This is a genomic window from Desulfovibrio sp. JC010, from assembly GCF_010470675.1.
Taxonomy (GTDB): domain Bacteria; phylum Desulfobacterota; class Desulfovibrionia; order Desulfovibrionales; family Desulfovibrionaceae; genus Maridesulfovibrio.
In genome coordinates, this window is sequence record NZ_VOIQ01000002.1 from 149,029 (window position 1) to 172,331 (window position 23,303).

General features: G+C 48.9%; 22 protein-coding genes and 1 tRNA gene. 8 read left to right on the forward strand and 15 right to left on the reverse strand.

The window, feature by feature from the left end; all coding sequences use genetic code 11:
• The first annotated feature begins 14 nt into the window (after positions 1-14).
• Complete coding sequence (gene tdh, locus FMR86_RS02915) at positions 15-1,043, forward strand: L-threonine 3-dehydrogenase (RefSeq protein WP_163349775.1); 1,029 nt, start codon at positions 15-17, stop codon at positions 1,041-1,043.
• Between the two features lie 167 nt (positions 1,044-1,210).
• Here the strand turns inward: tdh and FMR86_RS02920 are convergent, their stop codons facing one another.
• Together FMR86_RS02920 and FMR86_RS02925 are read right to left on the reverse strand one after the other, a co-directional pair.
• A complete protein-coding gene (locus tag FMR86_RS02920) occupies positions 1,211-1,480 on the reverse strand; it encodes a helix-turn-helix domain-containing protein (RefSeq protein WP_163349581.1) in 270 nt (89 codons plus the stop codon).
• Positions 1,481-1,634: 154 nt separating this feature from the next.
• Complete coding sequence (locus FMR86_RS02925) at positions 1,635-3,809, reverse strand: AsmA family protein (RefSeq protein WP_163349582.1); 2,175 nt, start codon at positions 3,807-3,809, stop codon at positions 1,635-1,637.
• A gap of 178 nt (positions 3,810-3,987) precedes the next feature.
• Between FMR86_RS02925 and FMR86_RS02930 the strand changes: the two genes are divergently transcribed.
• Entirely contained in the window at positions 3,988-4,779 is a 792-nt protein-coding gene (locus tag FMR86_RS02930) for a hypothetical protein (RefSeq protein ID WP_163349583.1), read from the forward strand.
• A gap of 74 nt (positions 4,780-4,853) precedes the next feature.
• Here the strand turns inward: FMR86_RS02930 and FMR86_RS20735 are convergent, their stop codons facing one another.
• Entirely contained in the window at positions 4,854-5,258 is a 405-nt protein-coding gene (locus FMR86_RS20735) for a MerR family transcriptional regulator (protein WP_163349584.1), read from the reverse strand.
• Positions 5,259-5,508: 250 nt separating this feature from the next.
• On the opposite strand from FMR86_RS20735, the gene FMR86_RS02940 reads away from it, so the two are divergent.
• A tRNA-Val gene (locus FMR86_RS02940) sits at positions 5,509-5,583 on the forward strand.
• Between the two features lie 219 nt (positions 5,584-5,802).
• Here FMR86_RS02940 and FMR86_RS02945 read toward each other — a convergent pair.
• From FMR86_RS02945 to FMR86_RS02955, 3 genes are read right to left on the reverse strand one after another with little or no spacing between them, the layout of a single operon-like run.
• Positions 5,803-6,426, reverse strand: coding sequence for a hypothetical protein (locus FMR86_RS02945; RefSeq protein ID WP_163349585.1), 624 nt, complete (start codon positions 6,424-6,426; stop codon positions 5,803-5,805).
• Positions 6,416-7,624 (reverse strand): RHS repeat domain-containing protein, encoded by a 1,209-nt coding sequence (locus FMR86_RS02950; protein WP_163349586.1) that lies wholly within the window; start codon positions 7,622-7,624, stop codon positions 6,416-6,418. The genes FMR86_RS02945 and FMR86_RS02950 overlap by 11 nt, the downstream gene beginning before the upstream one ends.
• A 42-nt stretch (positions 7,625-7,666) precedes the next feature.
• Entirely contained in the window at positions 7,667-8,392 is a 726-nt protein-coding gene (locus FMR86_RS02955) for a hypothetical protein (RefSeq protein WP_163349587.1), read from the reverse strand.
• A 679-nt stretch (positions 8,393-9,071) separates the two neighbouring features.
• Between FMR86_RS02955 and FMR86_RS02960 the strand changes: the two genes are divergently transcribed.
• Positions 9,072-10,358, forward strand: coding sequence for a dicarboxylate/amino acid:cation symporter (locus tag FMR86_RS02960; RefSeq protein WP_163349588.1), 1,287 nt, complete (start codon positions 9,072-9,074; stop codon positions 10,356-10,358).
• A gap of 373 nt (positions 10,359-10,731) precedes the next feature.
• Here FMR86_RS02960 and FMR86_RS02965 read toward each other — a convergent pair whose 3' ends face one another.
• A complete protein-coding gene (locus tag FMR86_RS02965; RefSeq protein ID WP_163349589.1) occupies positions 10,732-12,063 on the reverse strand; it encodes an RHS repeat-associated core domain-containing protein in 1,332 nt (443 codons plus the stop codon).
• Positions 12,064-12,098: 35 nt separating this feature from the next.
• Here FMR86_RS02965 and FMR86_RS02970 point away from each other — a divergent pair, with 35 nt between their 5' ends.
• The gene (locus tag FMR86_RS02970; protein WP_163349590.1) at positions 12,099-12,992 is read left to right on the forward strand and encodes a class I SAM-dependent methyltransferase; all 894 of its coding nucleotides are present in this window, start codon (positions 12,099-12,101) and stop codon (positions 12,990-12,992) included.
• Positions 12,993-13,049: 57 nt separating this feature from the next.
• Here the strand turns inward: FMR86_RS02970 and FMR86_RS02975 are convergent, their stop codons facing one another.
• The 5 genes from FMR86_RS02975 to FMR86_RS02995 all read right to left on the reverse strand — a co-directional run bounded on the left by FMR86_RS02975 (position 13,050) and on the right by FMR86_RS02995 (position 18,473).
• On the reverse strand, positions 13,050-13,880 hold the full coding sequence (locus FMR86_RS02975) for a glycerophosphodiester phosphodiesterase family protein (RefSeq protein WP_163349591.1): 831 nt from the start codon (positions 13,878-13,880) through the stop codon (positions 13,050-13,052).
• 101 nt (positions 13,881-13,981) lie between these two features.
• Positions 13,982-14,761: an amino acid ABC transporter ATP-binding protein gene (locus FMR86_RS02980; protein ID WP_163349592.1), complete on the reverse strand. Its 780-nt coding sequence runs from the start codon at positions 14,759-14,761 to the stop codon at positions 13,982-13,984.
• 11 nt (positions 14,762-14,772) lie between these two features.
• Entirely contained in the window at positions 14,773-15,861 is a 1,089-nt protein-coding gene (locus FMR86_RS02985) for an amino acid ABC transporter permease (protein ID WP_163349593.1), read from the reverse strand.
• A 1-nt stretch (position 15,862) separates the two neighbouring features.
• Positions 15,863-17,242 carry an amino acid ABC transporter permease gene (locus FMR86_RS02990; protein WP_163349594.1) on the reverse strand — a complete coding sequence of 460 codons (1,380 nt, stop codon included), beginning with the start codon at positions 17,240-17,242 and terminating at the stop codon, positions 15,863-15,865.
• A 220-nt stretch (positions 17,243-17,462) separates the two neighbouring features.
• Positions 17,463-18,473, reverse strand: a complete 1,011-nt coding sequence (locus FMR86_RS02995; RefSeq protein ID WP_163349595.1) for an amino acid ABC transporter substrate-binding protein — start codon at positions 18,471-18,473, stop codon at positions 17,463-17,465.
• A 312-nt stretch (positions 18,474-18,785) separates the two neighbouring features.
• Here FMR86_RS02995 and FMR86_RS03000 point away from each other — a divergent pair, with 312 nt between their 5' ends.
• Complete coding sequence (locus FMR86_RS03000; RefSeq protein ID WP_163349596.1) at positions 18,786-19,499, forward strand: GntR family transcriptional regulator; 714 nt, start codon at positions 18,786-18,788, stop codon at positions 19,497-19,499.
• A gap of 93 nt (positions 19,500-19,592) precedes the next feature.
• Here the strand turns inward: FMR86_RS03000 and FMR86_RS03005 are convergent, their stop codons facing one another.
• From FMR86_RS03005 to FMR86_RS03015, 3 genes are read right to left on the reverse strand one after another with little or no spacing between them, the layout of a single operon-like run.
• Positions 19,593-19,964 carry a hypothetical protein gene (locus tag FMR86_RS03005; RefSeq protein WP_163349597.1) on the reverse strand — a complete coding sequence of 124 codons (372 nt, stop codon included), beginning with the start codon at positions 19,962-19,964 and terminating at the stop codon, positions 19,593-19,595.
• A 9-nt stretch (positions 19,965-19,973) separates the two neighbouring features.
• A complete protein-coding gene (locus tag FMR86_RS03010; RefSeq protein WP_163349598.1) occupies positions 19,974-20,873 on the reverse strand; it encodes a GGDEF domain-containing protein in 900 nt (299 codons plus the stop codon).
• 12 nt (positions 20,874-20,885) lie between these two features.
• Positions 20,886-21,806 carry a HAMP domain-containing sensor histidine kinase gene (locus FMR86_RS03015; protein WP_163349599.1) on the reverse strand — a complete coding sequence of 307 codons (921 nt, stop codon included), beginning with the start codon at positions 21,804-21,806 and terminating at the stop codon, positions 20,886-20,888.
• A 587-nt stretch (positions 21,807-22,393) separates the two neighbouring features.
• Between FMR86_RS03015 and FMR86_RS03020 the strand changes: the two genes are divergently transcribed.
• Complete coding sequence (locus FMR86_RS03020) at positions 22,394-22,915, forward strand: chemotaxis protein CheX (RefSeq protein WP_163349600.1); 522 nt, start codon at positions 22,394-22,396, stop codon at positions 22,913-22,915.
• A complete protein-coding gene (locus FMR86_RS03025; RefSeq protein WP_163349601.1) occupies positions 22,916-23,290 on the forward strand; it encodes a response regulator in 375 nt (124 codons plus the stop codon).
• Positions 23,291-23,303: the final 13 nt, after the last annotated feature.

The window sequence follows — 23,303 nt, forward strand, 5'->3', positions numbered from 1 at the left end:
TAAAGATGAGCACCATGAAAGCCCTCGTAAAGAGCAAAGCCGAAGAAGGCATTTGGATGGAAGAGGTTCCGGTACCGCAATGCGGCCATAATGATGTCCTGATCAAAGTAAAGAAAACCGCCATATGCGGAACGGATGTCCACATTTACAACTGGGACAGCTGGTCTCAGCAGACCATTCCCGTACCCATGGTTGTGGGTCACGAATTTGTCGGCACCATTGAAAAAATGGGCGGCGAAGTTCAGGGGCTGGCCCTTGGTGACCGTGTTTCCGCTGAAGGACACGTTACCTGCGGACACTGCCGCAACTGCCGCGCCGGTAAACGCCACCTCTGCCGCAACACCATCGGTGTCGGTGTCAACCGCCCCGGCTGCTTTGCGGAATACGTCTGTGTCCCTGCTGTGAACGTTTTCAAAGTCGATGACTCAATCAGCGACGACATGGCCTCCATCTTCGATCCCCTTGGAAACGCGGTCCACACCGCCCTTTCCTTTGATCTCGTAGGCGAAGACGTACTCATCACAGGAGCAGGCCCCATCGGCATGATGGCTGTTGCCGTTGCCCGCCACGCAGGCGCAAGACACATTGTCATCACCGATATCAACGACTACCGCCTTGATCTGGCCGCTAAAATGGGCGCGACCCGCACCGTGAACGTCAGCAAGGAAAAGCTGGAAGATGTCATGAACGAACTGGGCATGACCGAAGGTTTTGATGTCGGTCTTGAAATGTCCGGCTCTCCCGCTGCATTCGGCGAAATGCTGGATAAAATGAACCACGGCGGCAACATCGCCCTGCTGGGGATCCTGCCCGACAACACCGCCATTGACTGGAACCAGGTTGTCTTCAAGGGTCTGAAACTCAAAGGCATCTACGGCCGTGAAATGTTTGAAACATGGTACAAGATGGCCTCCATGCTTCAGTCCAGCCTTGACGTGACCCCCGCTATTACCCACCACTTCAAAATCGACGATTTCCAGAAAGGTTTTGACGTGATGCGCAGCGGCCAGTCCGGTAAGGTCATCCTCGACTGGACCAAGTAAAGGCAAACTTTGATACGCTCCGCGTTTCGATAGACGATTTCGCCTCCGGCGGCCAAAGGGACTAAGCCCCTTTGGAATCCCTATTAGTTTATGTCAGCTAATAATTAATGGCAGACGATTCCAAATGAATCGTCTGCCATTTTGGTTTCCCTCACCGGTAATCGTTATCAGTTCTTAAGCGAGGCGTACAGCCTGCGCACATGCCGTTTGCTGATTCCCAGCCGCTCGGCAATATCACAGGTTTCCACGCCATAATCCTTGAGTTGAACCACCTTTGCAGCCAACCCGGCATGCTTCAGGAACCTGTTTGAAACATAAATGCTTTCATGGGCAAATTCACTCACCACACTCAAAGCAGCCTTTTCAGGACATTTCATCCCGGATTTCACATGGTTCATTTCGCGAACCAGAACATCATAGAGTGCATTCTCCCTCATCCATCTAACTCCATATAGTTATACTTAATTAGATATAGACTATACTCTACACAGGACACTCTCTGCCAGACTCTGTCAGCAAAAATAAAAACGGACTGCCTTCCGCAGAAGACAGTCCGTCCTAATTATCTAACTATTTGTTATTGCAATTTAATTAAAACAACTTTTTAATCGCTCCGCCAAGTTCCTGAACAGGATTCTTCTTGGATTCCTCGCCGGAACCAACTTTTTTCTTGCCGCTGAAAGTATTGCCGATGCCTTCCAGTACATCACCCACACCCTCGATCACACTGCCCGCAACCTTGAAACCGGACTTAGCCAGAATAGCTGCGAAACGGGGCAGATCAACCATGACTGATGGGTCAGCGACATCACCTTTAATGGTCATGGGCACGGTCAGCCCCACAAGATCCTTCATACCTTTGCCGCCCTGCCCTTCAAGAGTTCCGACCACTTTGGTATCCAGAGCATAATCAATCTTCATGGTATTCAGGTTCAGCTGTCCTGCTCCGGCGGCCCGCAGCAACGGGGATTTAAGCAGCAGGTCGCGGTTATCGGCAATGCCGTTCTTGATGTTAGCAGTGGCGGAAACCTCTCCGAATTCAGTACGCTTATTATCCCGCTTGCCGAACGCCCCTCCGGTCAGGATGGAGAATGCATCACCCGCAAGATAGAGCAGGTCAAAACCGGACACATAACCGTTCAGCACCTTGAAGCCAAGCTTGCCGTTCAGGTTTGCGTATACGGTCTTCATGTCGTTACCACGGGTTTTCAGCCCGGTATTAAAACTCATCATTCCGGAGAACTTGTCTTCCCCGGTCATCTGCTGCGAAAGATTCGCACCGTCCAGCCCGGTAAGTCCGGCTGTCACGGACATGACCGGAGTCTTGCCGCGCACATCAACCACAGCAGAAGAAGTGAAGGCACCCTTTGCAACATTAAAGGAAGCGGGCTTTACGGTCAGCACCCCATCTTTGGCCCGGGCACGGCCCACTACATCAGTGATGCTGGCTTTCTTGGCGATAAGCTGCTTGATATTCAGGTCCGCCTTAAGGGTCAGCTTGCGCAGCAGTTCAACCGGAAGCAGCCCTTCCTTGCTTTTTTCCGCCTTAGCTTCAGCTCCCTTTTCTTTTTTCGGTTCGGCCTTTTCCTCACCTGCAGGAGGCAGGTAATTATCCACATTAATCTTATCAATGCCCAGTTGGGCCACAATGTTCGGGCGGTCCGGATTGGCAAAGGAGAACAGCCCCTTGATGGTTGTTTCGTCCAGATTAACCTGTAGATCCTTCACTTCAACAGACTTGAAACTACCGGCGTAATTGAAGTTCAACCCAACGGAAGTAAGTGCTTTGCTGTCCGCTGTTTTGAGTCCCATACCCATATTATCCAGAGTTTCCTTTAAATTGAATCCGGGAACATTCAGGTCCCCGGAAAAATTCATGGACTTGGAATTCAAGCCGCCTGCTGCAAGAGAGCCTTCCGCCTTCATGCCGTAGGCTTCCAGCACCAGCCCGGCAACATCAGCTGCACCCTTAATCATATCTACAGCTGCGTCACCGGAAAGCTTGACCTGTCCTTTACCGCCGGGAACAGCTTTACCCGTGGCATCCACAACAACACTTAAACCTTTAACGCCGATCTGCTTGAAATCAGCGGAAAGCGAAGCCTTACCGGACGTATTGATATCCGCCTTGATTTCAGGCTTGGTGGAAGAAAGTGCAACATGCACCTTGAAATCAAAAGGACTGCCCGGTGCAAAACCGTCAACCATTATATCGCAGTCATCCACGGCCTGACGCACATTCTCCTGCCGGTCATCCCAGACCACACGGGCATCCTGAATATTTACCCCGCCCACGGAAAGATTCAGTTGCGATTTGCCGGATGATGAAGCTTTATCTTCTTTCTGCTCATTCTTTTGCTTATCGCCAGCCAGATCATCCCAGTTGGTGACGCCTTTTTTATTGCGCATTAAAAACAGCTGCAATCCGGCAACATCCACATTGCCGAGTTCAACCTTGCCGGTAATCAAAGGCAGCAATCTGAGGCTGACCTCTGCCGATTTCAGGCTGAACATATCTTTCTCGGAAAATCCCGGAGCATTGGAAAGGGATATTCCCCCGGTCCGGACCCCTATCCAGGGAAAGACCGAAAGCTCCAAATCGCCTTCAAAACCCAGCTCACGCCCGGTTTTATCGCGCACAGCATCCGCTATTTCGCCTTTGTAATCGTTGGGGTTAATCAGAATCACGGCCAGAACCATTGCCACGCCCACAATCAGGACCAGCCCGGCCACAGATGCAACTATCAATTTTACAGCTTTACTCATTCTCAAACTCTCCGTTTAGAGTCGGCTATGTATAGCGTTTATAAAAAACAGCTCATTTATTGCTAAATACATATCTTAAATATATCTTCTCAGCAGGAAAAATCAAATCATTAAATTGAAAAAACACTTTACTCAATAAGCATTTGCCAAGAGCCTTAGAATCAGGCAAACAATCTCCATGAAAAACAAGTGGCATCTCCTTCTGGCGAGTCTTATCGCCTACGCATTATACCTGATTACAATGGTCAAGCTTCCGGGCCTGCTGGACAGCCTCATAGATTCCAGCTGGCCTCAAATGATCGGGCACAGGTTTGCCCGCAGAATGCGCGACACGCCCCTGCTCTATTTCTGCTTTGGACATATGGCAGTTTTCGGGGCAATAATACCGCTCATTATCGCCAAAAAATTCGACCTCAAGCCACACAGGAAGGTCCCCAAAGCCATACTCTGGCCGAGCATTGCCGTGCTCATCGGAGCATTTTTGTTTTACGCCCACTATCAGGGTTTTCTGCCGAATATGCTAAACCCGGACCCGGACCCGGCTTACATGACCGAGGCTTTATTTTACATCTTTCCCCTTTCTCTGGGCCTGTGCGTATATTCCTGCTTCCTGCTGCCGCGTTCAATCATGCATCTGCTGGATCAGAATAAATATTCACCGATCCTTGAAGCCCTTATCGCAGGCGGAACCATGCTTATTTCATGGAAGGTCTACACCATGAACCCGCACATTGTGCCGGAGAAAATATTCTGGACCGGGATCGCCATTGCCGCTGCCGGGGCACTGTCACGCTCATTCTACCTCTCATTCATATCCTGCTTTGCCACTCTCTACGGGGCCTCCATGGTTATTCCTGTTTTCCACAAAATACCATGGGAACCCATGCTGCCCGGCTTCATCGGCGCATTCGTCCCGTTCTGCCTCTATCTCCATTCACGGGACACCCGGAAATTTCCCATGCAAAAATAAAAAATCTCCAAAGCAAAAAAGGGGAAGAATCGCTATCAACGATCCTTCCCCTTTTCTTTTACCGAAAAATATTATCAGCCCAGTAAATCCTTAATCTCCAGCAGATCTTTATGGATTTCCTTTAAAAGAGTCCGGTCCGGACCGGAATCTGACCTGTCATGACTGAACAGCGGCAACTGCGACAGAGCCTCGGATGCCGGAGCAGCGGTTTCCTGCGGAGCCTCAGCAAATTCATCTTCCGGGGAATCAAGACGTTTGCGGGCACCCTCAATGGTCAATCCCTCATCATGCAAAAGAGTCTTGATCCGGCTGATCAGCGTAATGTGCTCTTCATTATACAACCGCTGCCCGGACGGGGTACGGATCGGCTCCAGCTGCTCAAACTCGCCCTCCCAAAACCGCAACACGTACGATTTCAGGCCCACAAGCTTGGCCGCCTGCCCGATCTTATAAATTTTTTCTTCGCTCTGCCCACTCATAGAAAACCTTAGTATCAGAGAGCAATCCCTTAGAAAAGCCTAAACAGGCAAATATCTTCCCGATAACAGTAAAATTATCCCGGATCAGCGTATTAAATCCCCCCTTACGCAACACCCCGTTTTCAATCCAACCAACTGATTATTATGAAAAAGAAAGAGTATCATGCAAAAACCTGAAAAAACTGCTTGACAGCAAAGTCCCTCTCACGTAGTAACACTCTTCGTCGACAACGAGTCGGCACAAAAAAGTAGGAGCGTAGCTCAGGGGTAGAGCACTTGCTTGACATGCAAGGGGTCAGCAGTTCAAAGCTGCTCGTTCCTACCAGAGAATTCAAGGACTTACGATGCAAATCGTGAGTCCTTTTTTCGTTGGGTCAACATAAGGGTCAACATTTTTCAGAGATATTGTATGAACTTGTGTGGTTTTACAGTGATCTGTAGTTATTTGTTTGGCATCTTGCCTTGCTGACAAGCGGTATCCCACATATTTTAAGTAAAAATTGTGCTCAAAAAAAGCCAGCCTCCGAGGAGACTGGCTTTGAATTTATTCTTCAACCAATATAGATATAATCTTATTCGGTCCGGGCGACAAATTTCTTCTGCGAATGATACCTAGTCCAGATGCTAACACATACGATTGTGCATAGTGAAGACCATCAAAGTCATGTGAATATTTGACGCGAACAACTTTCCGTAACTTCCCAAGTATAACCTCCTCCCCTTCCTTGACAATAGCGTAGTCTGTTTTCACCTTGCCCTCTGGAGATCTCGAAAACTGCGCCCACCTTCTGTCGACAAAATCGACGAGAATATTTTCTTCACCTTTGAAAGAAATACTCTCAAGGACGAGTTTACCATCTTTTGCCTGCAACTTATAGTTATTAACTATGTCAGCCTCACCCATAATCATTTTCGCTATCTCAGGAGGAAAACCTTTAGGCGCAGTATCCTTCTTGGGAAGTCTTGTCCTTTCTTCAATATAGTAAGTTCCAGAATCGGAAATAAAGGTACACGTTTTCTTGGTAATCCCGCCTCCGTTCGAATGCCGTATAACTATAGTTTCGCCAAGACTAGGGCCAAGAAAAACATCCGCACTGAGATTCTCCGCATGCAATTCACAGCACGCGAACATAAAAACAAAAACCACAAGTAAAAATTCACGAATCATATCCCCCACCTATCGTCTGTCCTGTCCACGGATTTGTAGCCCACCACGAATCTCCATTTTCAACCCCATAATTTGAATTTGCCCTATGCGCAGTACCACCCCTTACTTCCGTCTTGGTGATAGTCCTTGTTTCAAAATTTGAATACAAAAGTTCAATGTTTCCTTCCATCATTCTGAAATGTTTTACTGTCCTACTCTCTTCAACACGAATTTTTCTTCTCCACGTCACGCCAACGGTAGTTGCTCCAGGAGGAAAAACAGGTTGTGACATTGTCGCTGGTCCATTGCCCAATCTTTTTGTTTCTTCCCATTTGGTGAACTCGTCCCAAGTTTGACACTCAACTTGCTCACACCTACAATTGGGATGTGGCCTCTCCATAGTTGGTGTTTCAAAAACATTATTATTTTTTGCTAAACAATCTTTACAAGCTCCTTCGCGAGCCTTCCAGATATACCACATCTTCACATTATGCCTGTGGGGCATGGTCCCCCAAATCCCACCAGCTTCCAACCCCAAAGGATCATGAAAATTAATCGGGTCATCCAGACAATACCCGTAAACATCCACATCACCACCGCCATACCCAAGCGGGTCTTGGGCAGTAAAACGTCCAATCTCAGGATCATACTCGCGGAAACTGAAATGAACCAACCCGGTATCTTTATCAGTAAGCCCGGATGCAAAACCTAGCGGCAGATAAAACCGCTCGTTTGTATCAACTAATATATTTCCAAACGAATCATAGATAATTCGCTTTAGCTCATTTCCCTGATCATCAGCAACCATAAAAACTGATCCGACCTGATCAACTGCCAGATAAAACATCTTACCTTCGGATGTCATAACTATCTGACCGGACTCTTCATCACGGGTAAAAGTAATTTTATTCTTACCCGTTCCGTCAGTGATTGACTCAAGGGTCTTGAAATCTTTCCACTTATATTTTTCGACGACCTCACCGTTAATTTTCTTAGCAATGCGCACACCACGTTTATCACAAACGTATTCGATAATCCGGCCATCAGGCAGTACAACCTTATGCAACTGCCCGTTGGACAGGTATTCGTATTTCGTAATCCTATTCTTAACCTTCTTCTCAGCCAGACTTCCATAAGCGTTGTATGTGTATGTGGTATCACCAGCCTGCAGCAGACGAAGCTTATCATCATACTCGTAGTGGATGCGCTCAGAATGCAATGTTTCAGAAACTAATCGCTCGCCCCGCTCTCCGTACTGGTACTACTCAACAAGGCGATCACCCTCCCAAACCTTATTCAGCCTCCCGTCTGCATCGTATCCATATTGGAGGTGAAGATCATTCGGCTCAAACGCAAGCAACCTCTCAACTATGCGCCACTTTTCATCACGAGCAGTAGCCAGAATGGTGAAGGGATTATCAGCTCCGGGAACGTTAAAAGCGACGGTGCGAACCTTTTCATCAGGATCGACTTCAATACCTTCCTCGGCAAGTTCATCATGGATACTCTCTCCGGTTCCAGTTTGCGCATAAGGATGCTGAACTTGTTGGCTTTTCTGTATTTGATCACAATGCTCAACAAAATCAGCTCGAACAGCATCCATTTCGGCAAGAACATCTCTGCCGTATTCAGTCTTTGCCAAATCCTGTGCCAACGGTAAATTGCGATTCTCCCGAATAAACCGCGCATGGCACAGCCGCTTGATACGGAAAGACTGCTCCTTTGCAGATTCATACTCACGCTGATTTTGATCCCACCGAGCCTGAATGTCCGGCTTACGCATGGTAGGATAAAGGATATCGCCAGTTTCAAATTCCGAAAGATCGCGCTTCGGCTCAACCAGCTCCTCACCAGTTCTGCGATCAACGATTTTCCAGAGTTTTTCAATCTGCATTTCCGCTGGTTCAGTTTCACCGTACAAGACCAGCCCGGTTGTAAGTTCACTACGGGGTCTAAGCTCCATCCGATAATTGCTGAAAGAGTTCATTCTTTCCTCCAGTTTTTAAGGTTGTTGGGGGGTACCCTGAATCCTTATGATCCAAAGCACCTCTCCCTTTTGACCTCAAAAATTAAACGGCAAAACGGACCTGAGTCAGGTAACTCAGGTCCGCCTTGAAAAAAATGAACTATTTAAAATCGTCTCCCCCCCACGAGCCTCAGAATCATCAAAAAACTGGGTCAACCGGGACGGTCAACCGATGGTCAACCAAAGGGTATAACACTCCCATAACATCACTGGTTTATGTTGACCCTCTAGAAAAAAGATGAATCAATACAAAGCACTAAGACCATTAATCTGTGCTTGACATGCAAGGGGTCAGCAGTTCAAAACTGCTCGTTCATACCAGAGAATTCAAGGACTTACGATGAAAATCGTGAGTCCTTTTTTCGTTTGGGTAACCAGTCGGGGAACCATTGCGGTTCCCCACCAGATTTTGCCATCCGGAAGGATAAAAATATATTACATTCGATTACATAGTCCGTTTTCGGCATCATCGGACAAACGGCGTGTTGGCCGCAAACTTGCGAAGATTACCAAGAGCTGCTATCACACCCTACACTTTTCCGGATTTCTCTTAAAATCCCACATATTTTTTCGATAAACGAAATTTTGTTTATCTGAAAATTCTTTTTGAGCACATTCTTAACCAACATCAGGAGGGAAGATGTTTTCTTGGTACTTTAAAAGCAACCTGTTGATTCGAATCATTATCGGTCTTGTACTGGGCGCAATTGCCGGTATTATTATGGGACCAGAGGCCAAAATATTCTCACCGCTGGGAGATATATTGGTCCGCTCCCTGAAAATGATCGTAATGCCTGTAATCGTCTCCACCATTATTGTGGGTGCAGGCAGCGTTAAACCCAGTCAGCTCGGCAAGGTCGGCGCAAAATGCATGGCCTTTTACATGATCACCACCGGGTTCGCGGTTGCCATCGGCCTCTTTTTCGGAAACATCCTCCAGCCCGGCAACGGTCTTCAACTGGCAGCAGAAGGTGCCACCCTCAAAGTAGCAGCCCCAAAGGCAACATCCTTTCTCGATATCCTGATCAACATCATTCCCAAGAACCCCTTTGCGGCAATCACCACCGGGGATGTGCTTTCCACTATCTTCTTCTGCATCATCACCGGGATTGCCATCTCCATCCTGCGCCACAGTGAAGACGGACGCATCAAGAATGCCGGGGACTCCCTGTTCTATCTCTTCGAAGGTCTTGCTGAAGTAATGTACCTGATCATCAACTGGGTGCTGCAGTATGTACCCATCGGGGTCTTCGCGCTCATCGCCGTTGTTTTCGGTGCTCAGGGTTCCAAGGCTGCCGGACCGCTGGGTGTGGTTGTTATCGCCACCTACCTTGCATTCGCCTGCCACATCTTCCTCGTATACGGCGGCGGTCTACTGCTCTTCAGGGTAAACCCCATGACCTTCTTCAAAAAGGTCAAGACCGCATCCATTGCCGCATTCGTTACCCGCTCCAGCAGCGGCGTACTGCCCATCAGCATGGAAGTTGCTGACAAAGAACTGGGCGTGGACAAGAGCATCTACTCCTTCTCACTGCCGCTGGGCGCAACCATCAACATGGACGGCACCGCAATCTATCAGGGTGTCTGTGCCCTGTTCATCGGCTACGCCATCGGTGAACCCCTCACCGCCAGCCAGCAGATCACCGTCATCGGGACCACTGTACTGGCCTCCCTCGGCACCGCAGGCATCCCCGGCGCAGGCGCAATCATGCTCATGATCGTGCTCAACTCCGTGGGTCTGGAAATCACAGCCGGATCCCCCACCGCGCTGGCCTATGCCATGATCTTCGGTATCGATGCCCTGCTCGACATGGGCCGCACCTGCACCAACGTTACCGGAGACCTCGCCGTAACCTGCGCAGTAGCCAACAGCGAAAATGAAATCAATCAGGAATGCTGGGAAACCCGCGAGGCGACACAGCAGTAAGATTCTATTTAGCTATAAAATTAGCCCCCGGACCGGAGTCCGGGGGCTTTTAAGTTAATTTATGGGAGTTGATTTATTGTTTTGCAGTTAGGGCATTTATATCCTTCTTTTTTTAGAAGGTAATAAACAACGGTTATTCCAGTAAGGTAGCATATAAAAGATATCCCTTCACCAAGCACGAAGATATCCCCCAACAGCATTAATACAAAGATAACCACTGTAACTCTTGTTAGGTCCTTAAGAGGCAACACCCCATATTCTTGTCCACAACTATGGCAACAAATACTCTTTGTAAACCTTGGCATGATAAACATTAGCCCCACAAGGAGCGCAATACCAATAAGAAAGTACCATAAATACATCACCACCGACTCTACCTTCTTTTACTTTTAGTATTAGATTTTTCCATTGCATCACGTAACCGCCCTTGAGAATCTTTGTCTGGACCAAAAATGTCAGAGATAGCGATCCCCCCTACGTCATAGAGCATGTTGACAGGAGCACCTACAATAGCTCCAGTCCAAAAACCAGCCAATGTTCCTGCCGGACCAAATGTTGACCCCCAAGTTGCTCCGATCGGTGCTCCTTTTGCTGCTCCTTTCAAACCGGAAGTGCCGAGTTCCATAAGACTTAAACCATTTTTATTCTTCTTACCTTTATTGGCACGAACATCCCCACGTAGCCGAGCTTCCCGAAGTTCTGAACCAGCACGAGCTATATTATCCTTCCTCGCCTTTTCATCAGCACGTTGCTTTTTAGCCACCTCTTTATAGGTTTTCTCCATTTCCCGAGCATGTTGTGCGCTAGTTTTAGCCGGATCATCTTGAGTTGTATTCGGCTTAGCTTGCCCATTAGGATCAACAGTATCAGTAAATGGACTGGACCAACCATTAGTTGCTTCTATAGCCGCACGCCGCTGACTATTCCTCTTATCCGCCGCAGCCGCACGATCCCTCTTAGCCTGCTCTTTTGCACCATACTTAGCCTGCTTATCCGCCAATTCTGCAGTTGCGTCCGCCACTGCCTGACCTTTCCGCGCTCCAGATTGGTTCAGGTCCGTTGTAGCCTGCTTGCTCCCTTGCTCATAATTCGCATTATTCCGCGCATTTTGCCCACCATTTCTCGCACCATTACTGGCCCCGCCAGCACCGGAGCCTTCTCCGCCCAGCATGCCTGAAAGAACTCCTTTGCCTTGTCCAAGAAGACCATCGAGAGCTCCTCCAGAACCTCCACCTAAAGTATCCGACTTACCGTGTTCTCCCGCATGTCCTGATCCCGAAACGTCAAACAACCCGACCCGATCAATAAAATTAACCGGATCATCAGCACAATACCCGTATACATCCACGTCCCCGCCAGCAAGCCCCAGCGGATCGGGCTGGATGAACCTGCCGATGGTTGGGTCGTATTCGCGATATCCGAAATGAACCAATCCGGTGTCCTTGTCATGCAGCCCGGCTGCGAATCCGAGCGGGATGTCCATCTGCTTATTGGTATCGACAATTACATTTCCGAACGAATCTCGGATAATTCGCTTTACCTCATTTCCTTCACCATTAGCAACTATATAAATGGTACCGACCTGAATCAGAGGACTCAGGTCCGCCTTCTTTTTTCGATTGCTTAAATGAGGATTGACGGTCATCCCATATCTGGACATAGTTGATACTGAAAAATCGGCAGATATATCTTTCAATTGAGACATACAAACAACTACATTTTGCCGCTATACATAAAAAAATGACCGATCAAAAAACCAATCAAACAATTGCTGCATATTGGGACAGAATGCCCTCTAATCAACCCGTTTCGCGCCTCAGATGGTGGGAATCAGAAAGAATCATCCGTCACGTGAATAAAATTATATGCGGAAAAGAGCTCCCCGGTTTCAATCAGGGGGCAATTGTTTTATTGAACAAAATGACGGGTAATAAAAAATTCCGGAAGGGCCTGTCCATCGGATGCGGAGCGGGAACTAAAGAACTGAACCTGATGAAACAGGGAATTGTTGAATCTTTTGATTTATATGACCTCAGCAAAGAACGAACCAGTATAGCCGCCGACAGTTTTAGACAAAACGGTTTCGGCGATAGAGTGAATATATATAATCAGGAGTTCCGGGCTGAGGATTCACCGCTTTATGACTTCATACACTGGGACAATTCCCTTCACCATATGTTCGACTGTGATAAAGCCATTTGCGAGACATACAATCTGCTTGAACCCGGCGGCGTTTTTTTTATGAATGACTTTATCGGCAAATCGAGATTTCAATGGTCCGATGAAGAGCTTGAGCTTATCAATACTTTCAGAAACAGTTTTTCAGATGAGTATTTCCATCTGGCTGATGGCCGAAAAGTAAGCAGACATGTAGCCCGGCCAAGCAAAAAAGTAATGATTGCAACAGACCCTTCCGAAGCGGCTGACTCCGAATCCATCATCCCTTCATTAAAGAAAAGGCTCAAAAATCCTACAATTATATTCACCGGCGGAGTAATATACCACTCCGGGCTAAATGACATCCTCTCCAATATAGATGAACATTCCCAGTTTCTTACTACAGCCCTTCATATTGATTCACTTGCCAGTCAAGCGGGACTTAACCAGTACGCCGTTTGTATTGCCATCAAATAAATCTATCGCAACGTCACCGGGAGCCCCCTGGCTTCCTTGCGCCTGCCCGGTTAATTTCTATGCATTCTGGGGATAATCAGTAACCAGCCCGGTCACGCCCCAATCGGTCAGTCGCTGCATATCTTCCACTTCATTAACTGTGTACGGATTTACTGCCAACCCGGCTTCACGCACGGCTTTGACAATCCCTTCATCAGTCAGACAACGATAGCCCGGATGCCATGCATCGGCATTGACTTTGCGGACAGCCTCAACGGGATCACCGCTAAAATTGTGCTCGGTCAAAGCCCCGGTGAGAATATGCGGAGCAATTTCTTTGCTCCTGCGCACGTAGTCGTGGTTGAATGATGAAACCACAACCTGATCATCCATCTTCTGCGCCCGGATAACCCCGAGCACCCTCTCCACAATATCCCCGGCAAGGGAATCAGGCACCGCTTTACTGAGATCCTTGATCTCAACATTGACGAACATATCAAGCTCACGGCTCAGACTCAGGGCCTCAGCCAGTGTGGGGATACGCAGATCATCCGGCAGGCTTTCCGGCAATTCCCGCCACGGCTGTTCCTTATATTTGGGCGGACAAAACCGGCGCGGGAAGATATCCGCACTGAGTGTTTTCAGCTCGGCAAGAGTAAATCTCCACGGCAAAAGAGGTGGATTACCCACAAAAAGCGGATGCACCCCCGCATTGGTGGAACGCAGCAGATTCAAATCATGAAGAAGAATAATCTCTCCGTCTTTGGTCATCTGCACATCCAGTTCCCAGCCGTCCGCCCCGGCCTCTTTGCCTTTACGCACAGCCGCAAGAGTATTCTCAGGTCCGAGGGAACGCCCCCCGCGATGCGCCCAGATTAAGGGACTACTATTTATTAATTTTAATGACATTATTTAAATTTAGGGCGAAGCCTAATAAAAGGTTTGGGAGAGTCCAGAGAACCCTTTTTCCAAAGGGTTCTTTGGTCCCCGAAGGGCCGCCGGAGGCATTCCTAATGATTCAAAATCTGCTCAAGAAAGGCACGGCTGCGTTCTTCCTTGGGTGCGGTGAAAAATTCCTTCACCGGGGCGTATTCCACGATCTGGCCCTTATCCATGAAAACCATGGTATCGGCCACTTCGCGGGCAAACCCCATCTCGTGGGTCACGCAGATCATGGTCATGCCCTGCTCGGCCAGTTCGCGCATTACATCAAGGACTTCCTTGATCATCTCCGGGTCGAGGGCTGAAGTGGGCTCGTCAAAAAGCATGATCTTGGGCTGCATGGCAAGGGCGCGGGCAATGGCTACGCGCTGCTGCTGCCCGCCGGAAAGCTGACCGGGAAACTTGTTGGCCTGCTCGGCAATGCCGACCCGCTCAAGATAGGAATGGGCAAGGTCCACAGCCTGCTTGCGCGGCATACTACGTACGTGGATGGGACCGGAAATGACGTTATCAAGGATGGACATGTGCGGAAACAGGTTGAACTGCTGGAAAACCATGCCCACCTCGCGGCGCACGCGTTCAATCTGCTTGACATCATTGGTCAGCGGAGCACCGTCAACGTTGATAACACCTTCCTGATGTTCCTCCAGCCTGTTAATGGTCCTGATCAGGGTCGATTTACCAGATCCGGACGGCCCGCAGATGACCACCTTCTCCTGCTGGCGGATCTGGAGGTTGATGTCCTTAAGTACGTGAAACTGCCCGTACCATTTGTTCAAACCCTGTATATCGATCACAACCGGGCTGTCGCCCAGATGGGTAGCGGTATTTGTATGCGTAGAAGTCATTCTTTTTTCCTCTATTTACTTGCGGAAGGCATCTTGCGTTCAAGATATTGGCTGTAGCTGGAAAGGGCGTAGCAGAGAATCCAGTACCAGAAGGCAATGAATACGTAGGCTTCCTCCAGCCTGCCGAACCATTTGGGGTTGGATGTGGTAGCGAATGCGATCTGCAAAAGATCCACCAGACCGACGATGCCCACGAGAGAAGTATCTTTAAGAATCCCGATAAAATTGTTGACCATGGGCGGAATTACAATGCGCAGAGCCTGCGGCAGGATAACCACAATGGTCTTTTTCCAATAGCTCATACCCAGCGCGTCAGCCGCCTCGTACTGCCCTTTACTGATGCCCTGCAGACCGCCACGGATGTTCTCCGCAAGGTAGGCGGAAAAAAACATGGTGATACCCACCAAGGCACGCAAAACTTTATCCAATTCCATGCCCGAAGGCAGGAAAAGAGGCAGGACCACCGAGGCCATGAACAGGATGGTAATCAGCGGGACACCGCGGATAAGTTCAATGTAGGCCACGCAAAAAGGCTTGGCGATGGGCATATCCGAAGTGCGGCCCAAAGCGAGCAGCACACTGATGGGAAATGCCGCCAGCATGGCGACAATGGAAAGCATAATGGTCAGCATCAGGCCGCCCCAGTAGTGGGTTCCCACCACGGGCAGCCCGGTGATTCCGCCGCCGTAAACCAGCGCGAATACAACCACGGGCGATACAAACCAGAGAACCTTAAGCCAACGGCTGCGCCTGAATGAGCCGACAACACTCAAACTGACCAGCAGCACCACAATGCACAGGGCAATTAACGGACGCCAGCGTTCTTCAGCAGGGTAAACCCCGGTCATGAATACAGGCCACATGTCGCGGATGAATCCCCATGCCGCTCCGCTATGCTGCTTGGCAATTTCAGGATCAAGGGAGATTGAAGCGTTGGTCACCGCCCACTCCCAGAATGGAGCTACCGCCGACCAGATGGTCCAGCAGGAAACTATGGTCAATACGGCGTTATACCACGGGCAGAGCAGGTTCTTGCATACCCAGCCGATGACGCCGACCTCGGTTGCCGGAGGCTGTCTGTCTGGAATATCTTGAAACATATTACCTCTCCACCAGCGCGACTTTGCTGTTGTAAATATTCATCCCAAAGGAAATGAGCAGGGAAATGCACAGGTAAACACCCATCCAGACACCAACAATCTCCACCGCCTGACCGGACTGGTTGAGGATGGTCCCCCCGACACTTACAAACTCAGGATAGCCGATGGCCACGGCCAGCGAACTGTTTTTGGCAATAGCCAGATATTCACTGGTCATGGGCGGGACAATAATGCGCATGGCCTGCGGCAGGATAACGATACGCATAACCTGACGCTCATTCATTGCCAGAGCACGGGCCGCCTCGCGCTGTCCCTTGGAAACGGCCTCAATGCCGGAACGGATAATCTCGGCGTTGAATGCCGATACGTAAACAGTCAGCCCGACCACCAGCGCGGTGAATTCCGGGGTCAACCCGGTACCGCCCTTGAAATTGAAGCCCTTGAGTACGGGAAAATCAAGAGTGAAAGGCTGTCCGCCCACCAGCCACGCCAGCGCAGGCAGACCGATGAGCACCGCAAGGGAAGGAAATAAAATTTTTACGGGAATACCTGTCTCATCAAGAATGCGCCGTGCCCGCCTGTGGATAATCCAGACAGCCGCAAACCCGACCACAACCGCAGCACAGAACAGCCACGCGCCCTGCTGCGGAACCAGTGACGGCAGGTAAAGCCCGCGCTTGTTAAGAATCAGCCAACCGCCGAGGTCAATGGACTTGCGTACATTGGGCAACTGCTGCAGGACAATGAAATACCAGAAAAAGAGTTGCAGCAGCACGGGCAGGTTGCGGTTAAGCTCCACATACCAGCGGCAGATATTGGAAAGCAGCCAGTTGGGAGAAAGACGTCCGAGCGCCACCAGCAGACCGAGAATGGTCGAGGCCACACAGCCGATGACCGTGACCTTCAGGGTGTTGCCCAAGCCGGTTAACAGGGCCATGAAATAGCTGGATGATTCCGTGTAGTGGACGATCTCAACACTGTCCCGGAAGATGTACAGGGTCAGCATGGGCAGACCGATGCAAAGCAGCAGACAGACTGAAAGCCACTTGCTGCTCATGGGCCGCTCCGACTTGCTCTTCAAATGACGCGAAATCAGCTGAGAAATTGCAAGCCCGGCCACAAGACTGAGCAGAAACCAGAGCAACCCGCCCTGCGGCAGGGGAATCCCGGTCACCTCACCGATGCGGAACCCCGCTTCATTACCCAGAAAACCGAAACCGGAACTGATGCCGCGGGTTTTCAGGTTGACCAGCGTATTGCGATACATGGAAACCGCCAGCCAGAGAAACCCACCGAGCATACAAAGCTGGAACATCCAGGCCCTACCCTGCGGGCTGCGCCAGAAAGGAACCTTGTTTTGCGGTGCCAAACGTTCAGACATAATTGACAAAACCCATATAAATTTAAAACACGCCACAACTAGGGATTGCAAAGGGGATTATCCCCTTTGCCCGCCGGAGGCGAAATCAGTTCATCAAAAAGCGCGGTAGCGCATCAAATCCCACGCCCCGCGAGGCCGCCGGAGGCCTACATAACAATTTTTCACATAAAAAACCGCGCCGGATGAATAGTGCATCCGACGCGGAGAATTAAAACATGTCTTAACGGAAAGGAGGCGCGTAAATCAGTCCGCCTTCGGTCCACTGCTTGTTCAGCCCGCGCTCCATGCGCAGGGGAGTCTTGGGACCGAGGTTGCGGTCAAAGATTTCACCGTAGTTACCGACGGTCTTGATGATGCGTACAGGGGCACCTTTGTCGAGACCGAGGTCAGTCCACAGGGAACCGGTTTTACCGAGCATGCGCTGCACTTCAGGGTCCTTGCTCTTGGCGTACATTTCTTCAACGTTAGCCTGAGTGATGCCCTTTTCTTCAGCAGCCATGGTCAGCCAGATGGTCCAGCGGACAATGTCGGACCACTGGTTGTCGCCGTGGCGCACAACCGGACCGAGGGGCTCCTTGGAAATAACTTCGGAAAGAATGACGTGATCCGCAGGATTTTTCATCAGGGAACGCTGGGCGGCGAGACCTGAAATATCGGTGGTGTGTACGTCACAACGTCCGGTATCGTAGGCTTTACGCACATCAGGCTGCTTGTCGAAAACAACCGGGGTAAAGCTGATGTTGTTTTTGCGGAAAAAGTCGGAAATGTTCAGTTCGGTGGTGGACCCGGTCTGCAGGCAGACTGTGGCACCGTCAAGTTCCTTGGCATCGGTGATACCGAGCTCTTTGCGGACCATCATGCCCTGACCGTCATAAAGGGTGGTCACGGTAAAATCGAGACCGAGCTTTACGTCACGGCTCATGGTGTGAGTGGTGGTACGGGAAAGCAGATCAATTTCACCTGACTGCAAAGCAGGCAGACGCTCTTTGGAAGTGAGCGGGGTGTATTTGATTTCAGGAACATCAACAGCAGCGGCAACCGCGCGGATGAAATCAACATCAAAACCTACCCGCTTACCGTTGCTGTCCAACGCGGAAAAACCGGGGTTTTCAATGTGGGTTCCAGCTTTAAGGAATCCGTCTTTTTTAACGTTTTCCAGAGTTCCGGCCTGAGCTATCGACGCCATGCCCACAATCAGCAGACAAATGAAAGAAGTACGAAAAAGAGCCATTACACTACCTCCACCCTCAAAACTTACACAACGCAATCCGGTGAGGGAATTCCAGTCCGTATAACATACAATACAGTTATGCGCTGCATAGATATTCCTGAACTCCTGCCACGAAAATCCCCGTTTCCGCAACCGGAGCCAGCCATCCCTAATCATTCACTGTGCCGATACCTTCTACACTGTTGCCAAGCACAGCTCAACTGGTTTAACCCAGTTTTCAGAAAAAAAGTTACAAATCCGTGATGACTCTGTATAAATTATGTGCCAGAAACACATAATCAAACCTTTTAACCCCAACCCAACAAACACCCCATGGAAAAAACCAGATACTACCAGATCGTGCAGGAGCAGATCCTGAAACGCCTTGCTTCGGGCGAACTTAAACCCGGCGACAAACTTCCCTCTGAACGCACCCTCTGCACCGAACTATCCCTGAACAGAAACACAATCCGCCACGCCCTGCTCAAGCTGCAAAGAGACGGAAAAATTTTCAGACTGGAAAGAAAAGGCTGGTATGTGAACCCCATCCGCATGGTCTACAATCCGGCAAACCACGTGAACTTCGCCCAACTTGCGGCATCACAGGGCCGCAAAGCGAAGTGGACAACTGAAGACAACGGTATCATCACCATTGATGAGGATATGGAAACATATACAAGTGAAGGATTCGCAGCAGGTGCGGAAGTTTATTCCATGGAAAACACATTTTTCATCGACGGACAGAAAGTAGCCCGAACCCTGAATTACCTGAATGCTGATAAGCTGGAAGGAATAGTACCCAAAACTGCCGAACGGGCTATGACGCAGGTGGTGGAACAGGATTACGGTTTACAGCTGAAACAGCGCAACCTGCTGATCAGGCCGCAGCTGTTGCCGCGCGATGTAACCTCCCAGCTTGGTATCACCCACGGTTCACCGGGCATTTACGTTCGGCGCATCAAAACCGACGGCAGAGAAACCGTACTTACGGTGGAGCATGAGTACTGGCGTTTTGATGCCATTGAGCTGCGCGTGGATCAGGTCTAGATTTTAAGCAGACGCAAGAACGCCCGCAATTTCATTCCGAAACTGCGGGCGTTTTTATTTAATAGAAAAATTCCTGAAAGCAGTGCCGCAAGCTTATCCGGCAGCGTGTTCTTCCATGGCCGCCAGCAATTGTCCGGTCTTCTCCGCCTCTTCGACCATGCCCAGCCCGGTAAATCCCCGCAGGGCCTCACGCACAACAGCCAGCCCGTCCTGCTGATTGCCCGAAACATAGAGAAGCTGCCCAAGCAATTCCCCGGCAAAACAATGCCCCTTGGACTCGCCCAGCTTCTGGAACCGTGAATATGCTTCCATGAGCATCAGCAAAGCCTGCTCCTGATTCCCGGCTGAAACTTCGAGCTTTGCCAGCTCATAAAGAGCTTCTGCTTTCCCCTTGGAGTCATCGTTTTTTTCGCACTCTTCGAGCTTTTTATCTAATTCAGATCTTAATATTTCCGTCTGGTCCATTGGTTCTCCTCACCCTTCCAGTACCATATTCCGGCCTTTCTTTTTGGCCAGGTAAAGGGCATCGTCAGCCCTCTTCATCAGACTTCTCTGGCTGTCGCCTGCAATAAACTGGGTCACACCGAAGCTTGCGGTCACGCGCCCGGCCCCGTCAAAAGCATGGTCAGCAACCCTGCTGCGCAGTTTCTCGGCCATTTTCAATACTGCGTCAAGATCCGTTTCAGGACAGATAATGACAAATTCCTCCCCGCCCCAGCGGCCTAGAAGATCACTCTGACGCAGATTTTCTACAAGAAGACGACAGAATTCAACGAGCACTTCATCCCCGACCTGATGCCCGAAAGTATCATTAATGCTTTTGAATCGGTCAATATCCAGAATTACAAAAGAAAATTCACGGCCATAACGTTCTGTGCGGTCAATTTCAGCATGAAGGGCTTTTTCAAGACTCAATCTGTTCAGAACCCCGGTCAAATTGTCATGGGCGGCCAGATGCTCCAGCTGCCTGGTCTTCAAGGCCAGACTGGCATGGGCCTCCACCAGTTTGTTCTGCACTTCCTTCAGCTCGGTGATATCAACGGCGATAGTGTGTTTTACTGTGCGCCCATCCGGCCAGCTAAGAGCTTTTTCCTGCAGCTGATACCAGCGGTCATTACGTTCATTGAACTTTTCAACAGTCAGGCTCAGTCCGTTAGGCCCCCTTTTATCATCCACCAATTGCGGAATGCGACAGTCGATGCACGGAGCTTCATGACCGTAAAGAGCTTCGTAGCAGGTATTATCAGTGCGATCCCCGAAGACGGCTTTAAAACTGCTGTTACAAAAAACTATCTCGTAACTATTTATATCAATAACATAAATGGGAAATGGAATTATGTTGAAATGAGTTTCAAACAAAGTATTTTCAAGCATCAAACAACTCCGTCAATATTGACCTTTACCTTTACACGAAAGCGAAACAACAACCGTTGTGCGATCCTCAACAGAAGAATCCAGATCAATCTTCCCGCCATGGGCCCGCGCAATCAGGCTGGCGGAATATGTCCCCAGTCCGGTCCCGCCCTGCTTGCTGTATGTGGAATATTTTTCAAAGAAACGGCTGCGTATCTCTTTGGGAACCCCACCCTCATTGGTTATTGAGAGATAGGCATCACCGCCATCAACACTCAGATCCAGCTTTACCAATCCTCTATCCGGAGATGCTTCAATGGCATTCTTTATCAAATTCGAAAACATGGAACGACAGAGAAGGATTTCCCCGTTAAGGAGAAATTCAGTAGAATCATCAACTTCCTGACCGTCTAAATAATATTTAAACTCAAGATTCTTATACTTTGAGAAAGATTCAAGGGATCCGGAAACCCTGAACAGGAGATCCAGCAGATCAAACTCTTCACTCTTTAATTTGTAAGTACCGCGCTCAAGCTGGATCATATCCTGAGAATTATTGACCATACCCAGAATCTCGTTCCCGGCAAGAGAGATCAGACCAAAAGAACTGCGCACGTCTTCGGAAATTGAATCGTCGTTAACATACAATTCCGGCAGAGAAAGTATGGGATTAAGCGGTCCTTTAAGATCATGATGAAGCATGCGCTCCATATCTTCACGCAATCGCACGTTTTCCTTCAGCAATTCATTCCGGCGACGCAAATCCTTATTCTTCAGGGCCAATTCCGCATGAGCTTCTGCAAGCTGATTCTGGGTAGATTTCTGCGAGCTTATATCCACTGCAATTGTATATTTAACAATACGTCCGTCCGGCCATGCCAATGACTTTTCATGCATCTGAAACCATTGCTCATGAGCCTCATTATAGTACTCATAGGCAAACAAATGATCCACAGGATGACCTTCATGATCAGTCAATTGTTTTATTTTACAATGAAGACACGGCTTATCTTCATTATAAAAAATTTCGTAGCAAGGCTTACTTAGATCTATGTCAGAGAACTGCTGACGCATTTTCTTGTTTACAAACAGAACTTCAAAGCTGGATACATCCACAACATATATATGAAACGGAATTATATCAAAATATGTCTGGAGCAACATTTGTTCCATTACTAAACACTGAGAATCCATAAGTCCCGCCTCTATAACACAACTAACAAAACTGACAACATAAACACAAGACGCCTGTAATAAAACATATGGCATTTAACCTGCAAATGCAATTGTGTTCCGCCGAGTACTGTGAAGATCTTTCCTGCATACAACCATCCCTATATATTCTAAATAAATGTTCTTTTCTTACATTACGATTCTGTTAACTGCTCTGAGGAATAACTTAATAATATTTACACACGACAAACGAACTGCTATATCACAAAATCAAATCTCCCCATCAGGGTCCCGCTGAAAAACTCTTCCCTGTTTTTTATTTAACTGAAACCTCCTTCTATAACAGGTAACATTGGACAGGAGACAAAATGTCGGAAAAGGAAACCATCAAAAGCCTGATAACAGCTGTTGAACACAGATGCAGAAACTATCTCCAAGATGAAATGGAACTTCCGGTAAAAACTGTGGAACATGCGCCGCAGCAGGTAAAAAGCCTGACCCTGAAAGACATGACAGCACTTGTCAGTCTGGGCGGCAGTTTCAATGTTTATATCGCCTTCAGTTTCGAGATGAAAGTAATGAAGCAGATATTCAACACATACACTGCCGATATTGAAATCGATCCCGATGAAGAGGACATGTACATAGAAGAGACTGCCGGAGATGTAATCAATACCGTAATCGGCAATGCCATGGCGGAGATCCCGGAAGACAGTGTTGCAATATCCCTCACCCCGCCCGTTGTCCTGCCCGGCGCAAGAAACATTACCCGGCATAAAGACGCCTATTTTTTTATGACCGACTTCATAACCGAGCTTGGCACCATGTCCGTCATGTACATCGGTCCCATGAAATTTTTCACCACAAACCTCGACTTAAAGGTAGATTAAATGGAAGCTTTAAACGTCCTAGTTGTAGACGATTCCGGAATTGTCATCATGAAACTCAGCAAAATATTCAAAGAGCTGGGACATAATGTTGTGGGGTCGGCAAAAACCGGAGTACAGGCTATTGAGCAGTACGCCGAACTGAATCCGGACCTTGTGACCATGGATATCACCATGCCGGACATGAACGGCATTGAAGCCACACAGAAAATACTGGAACAGGATGAAAATGCCACCATCATCATGGTCACCTCCCACGGTCAGGAACAGATGGTTATGGACGCCATTGATGCCGGGGCCAAAGGATACATCCTTAAGCCCTTTTATGCTGATAAAATTCAGGCCCATCTTGAAAAAATATTCGCAGCCGAAGATTAGGCTGCGTTTGTCC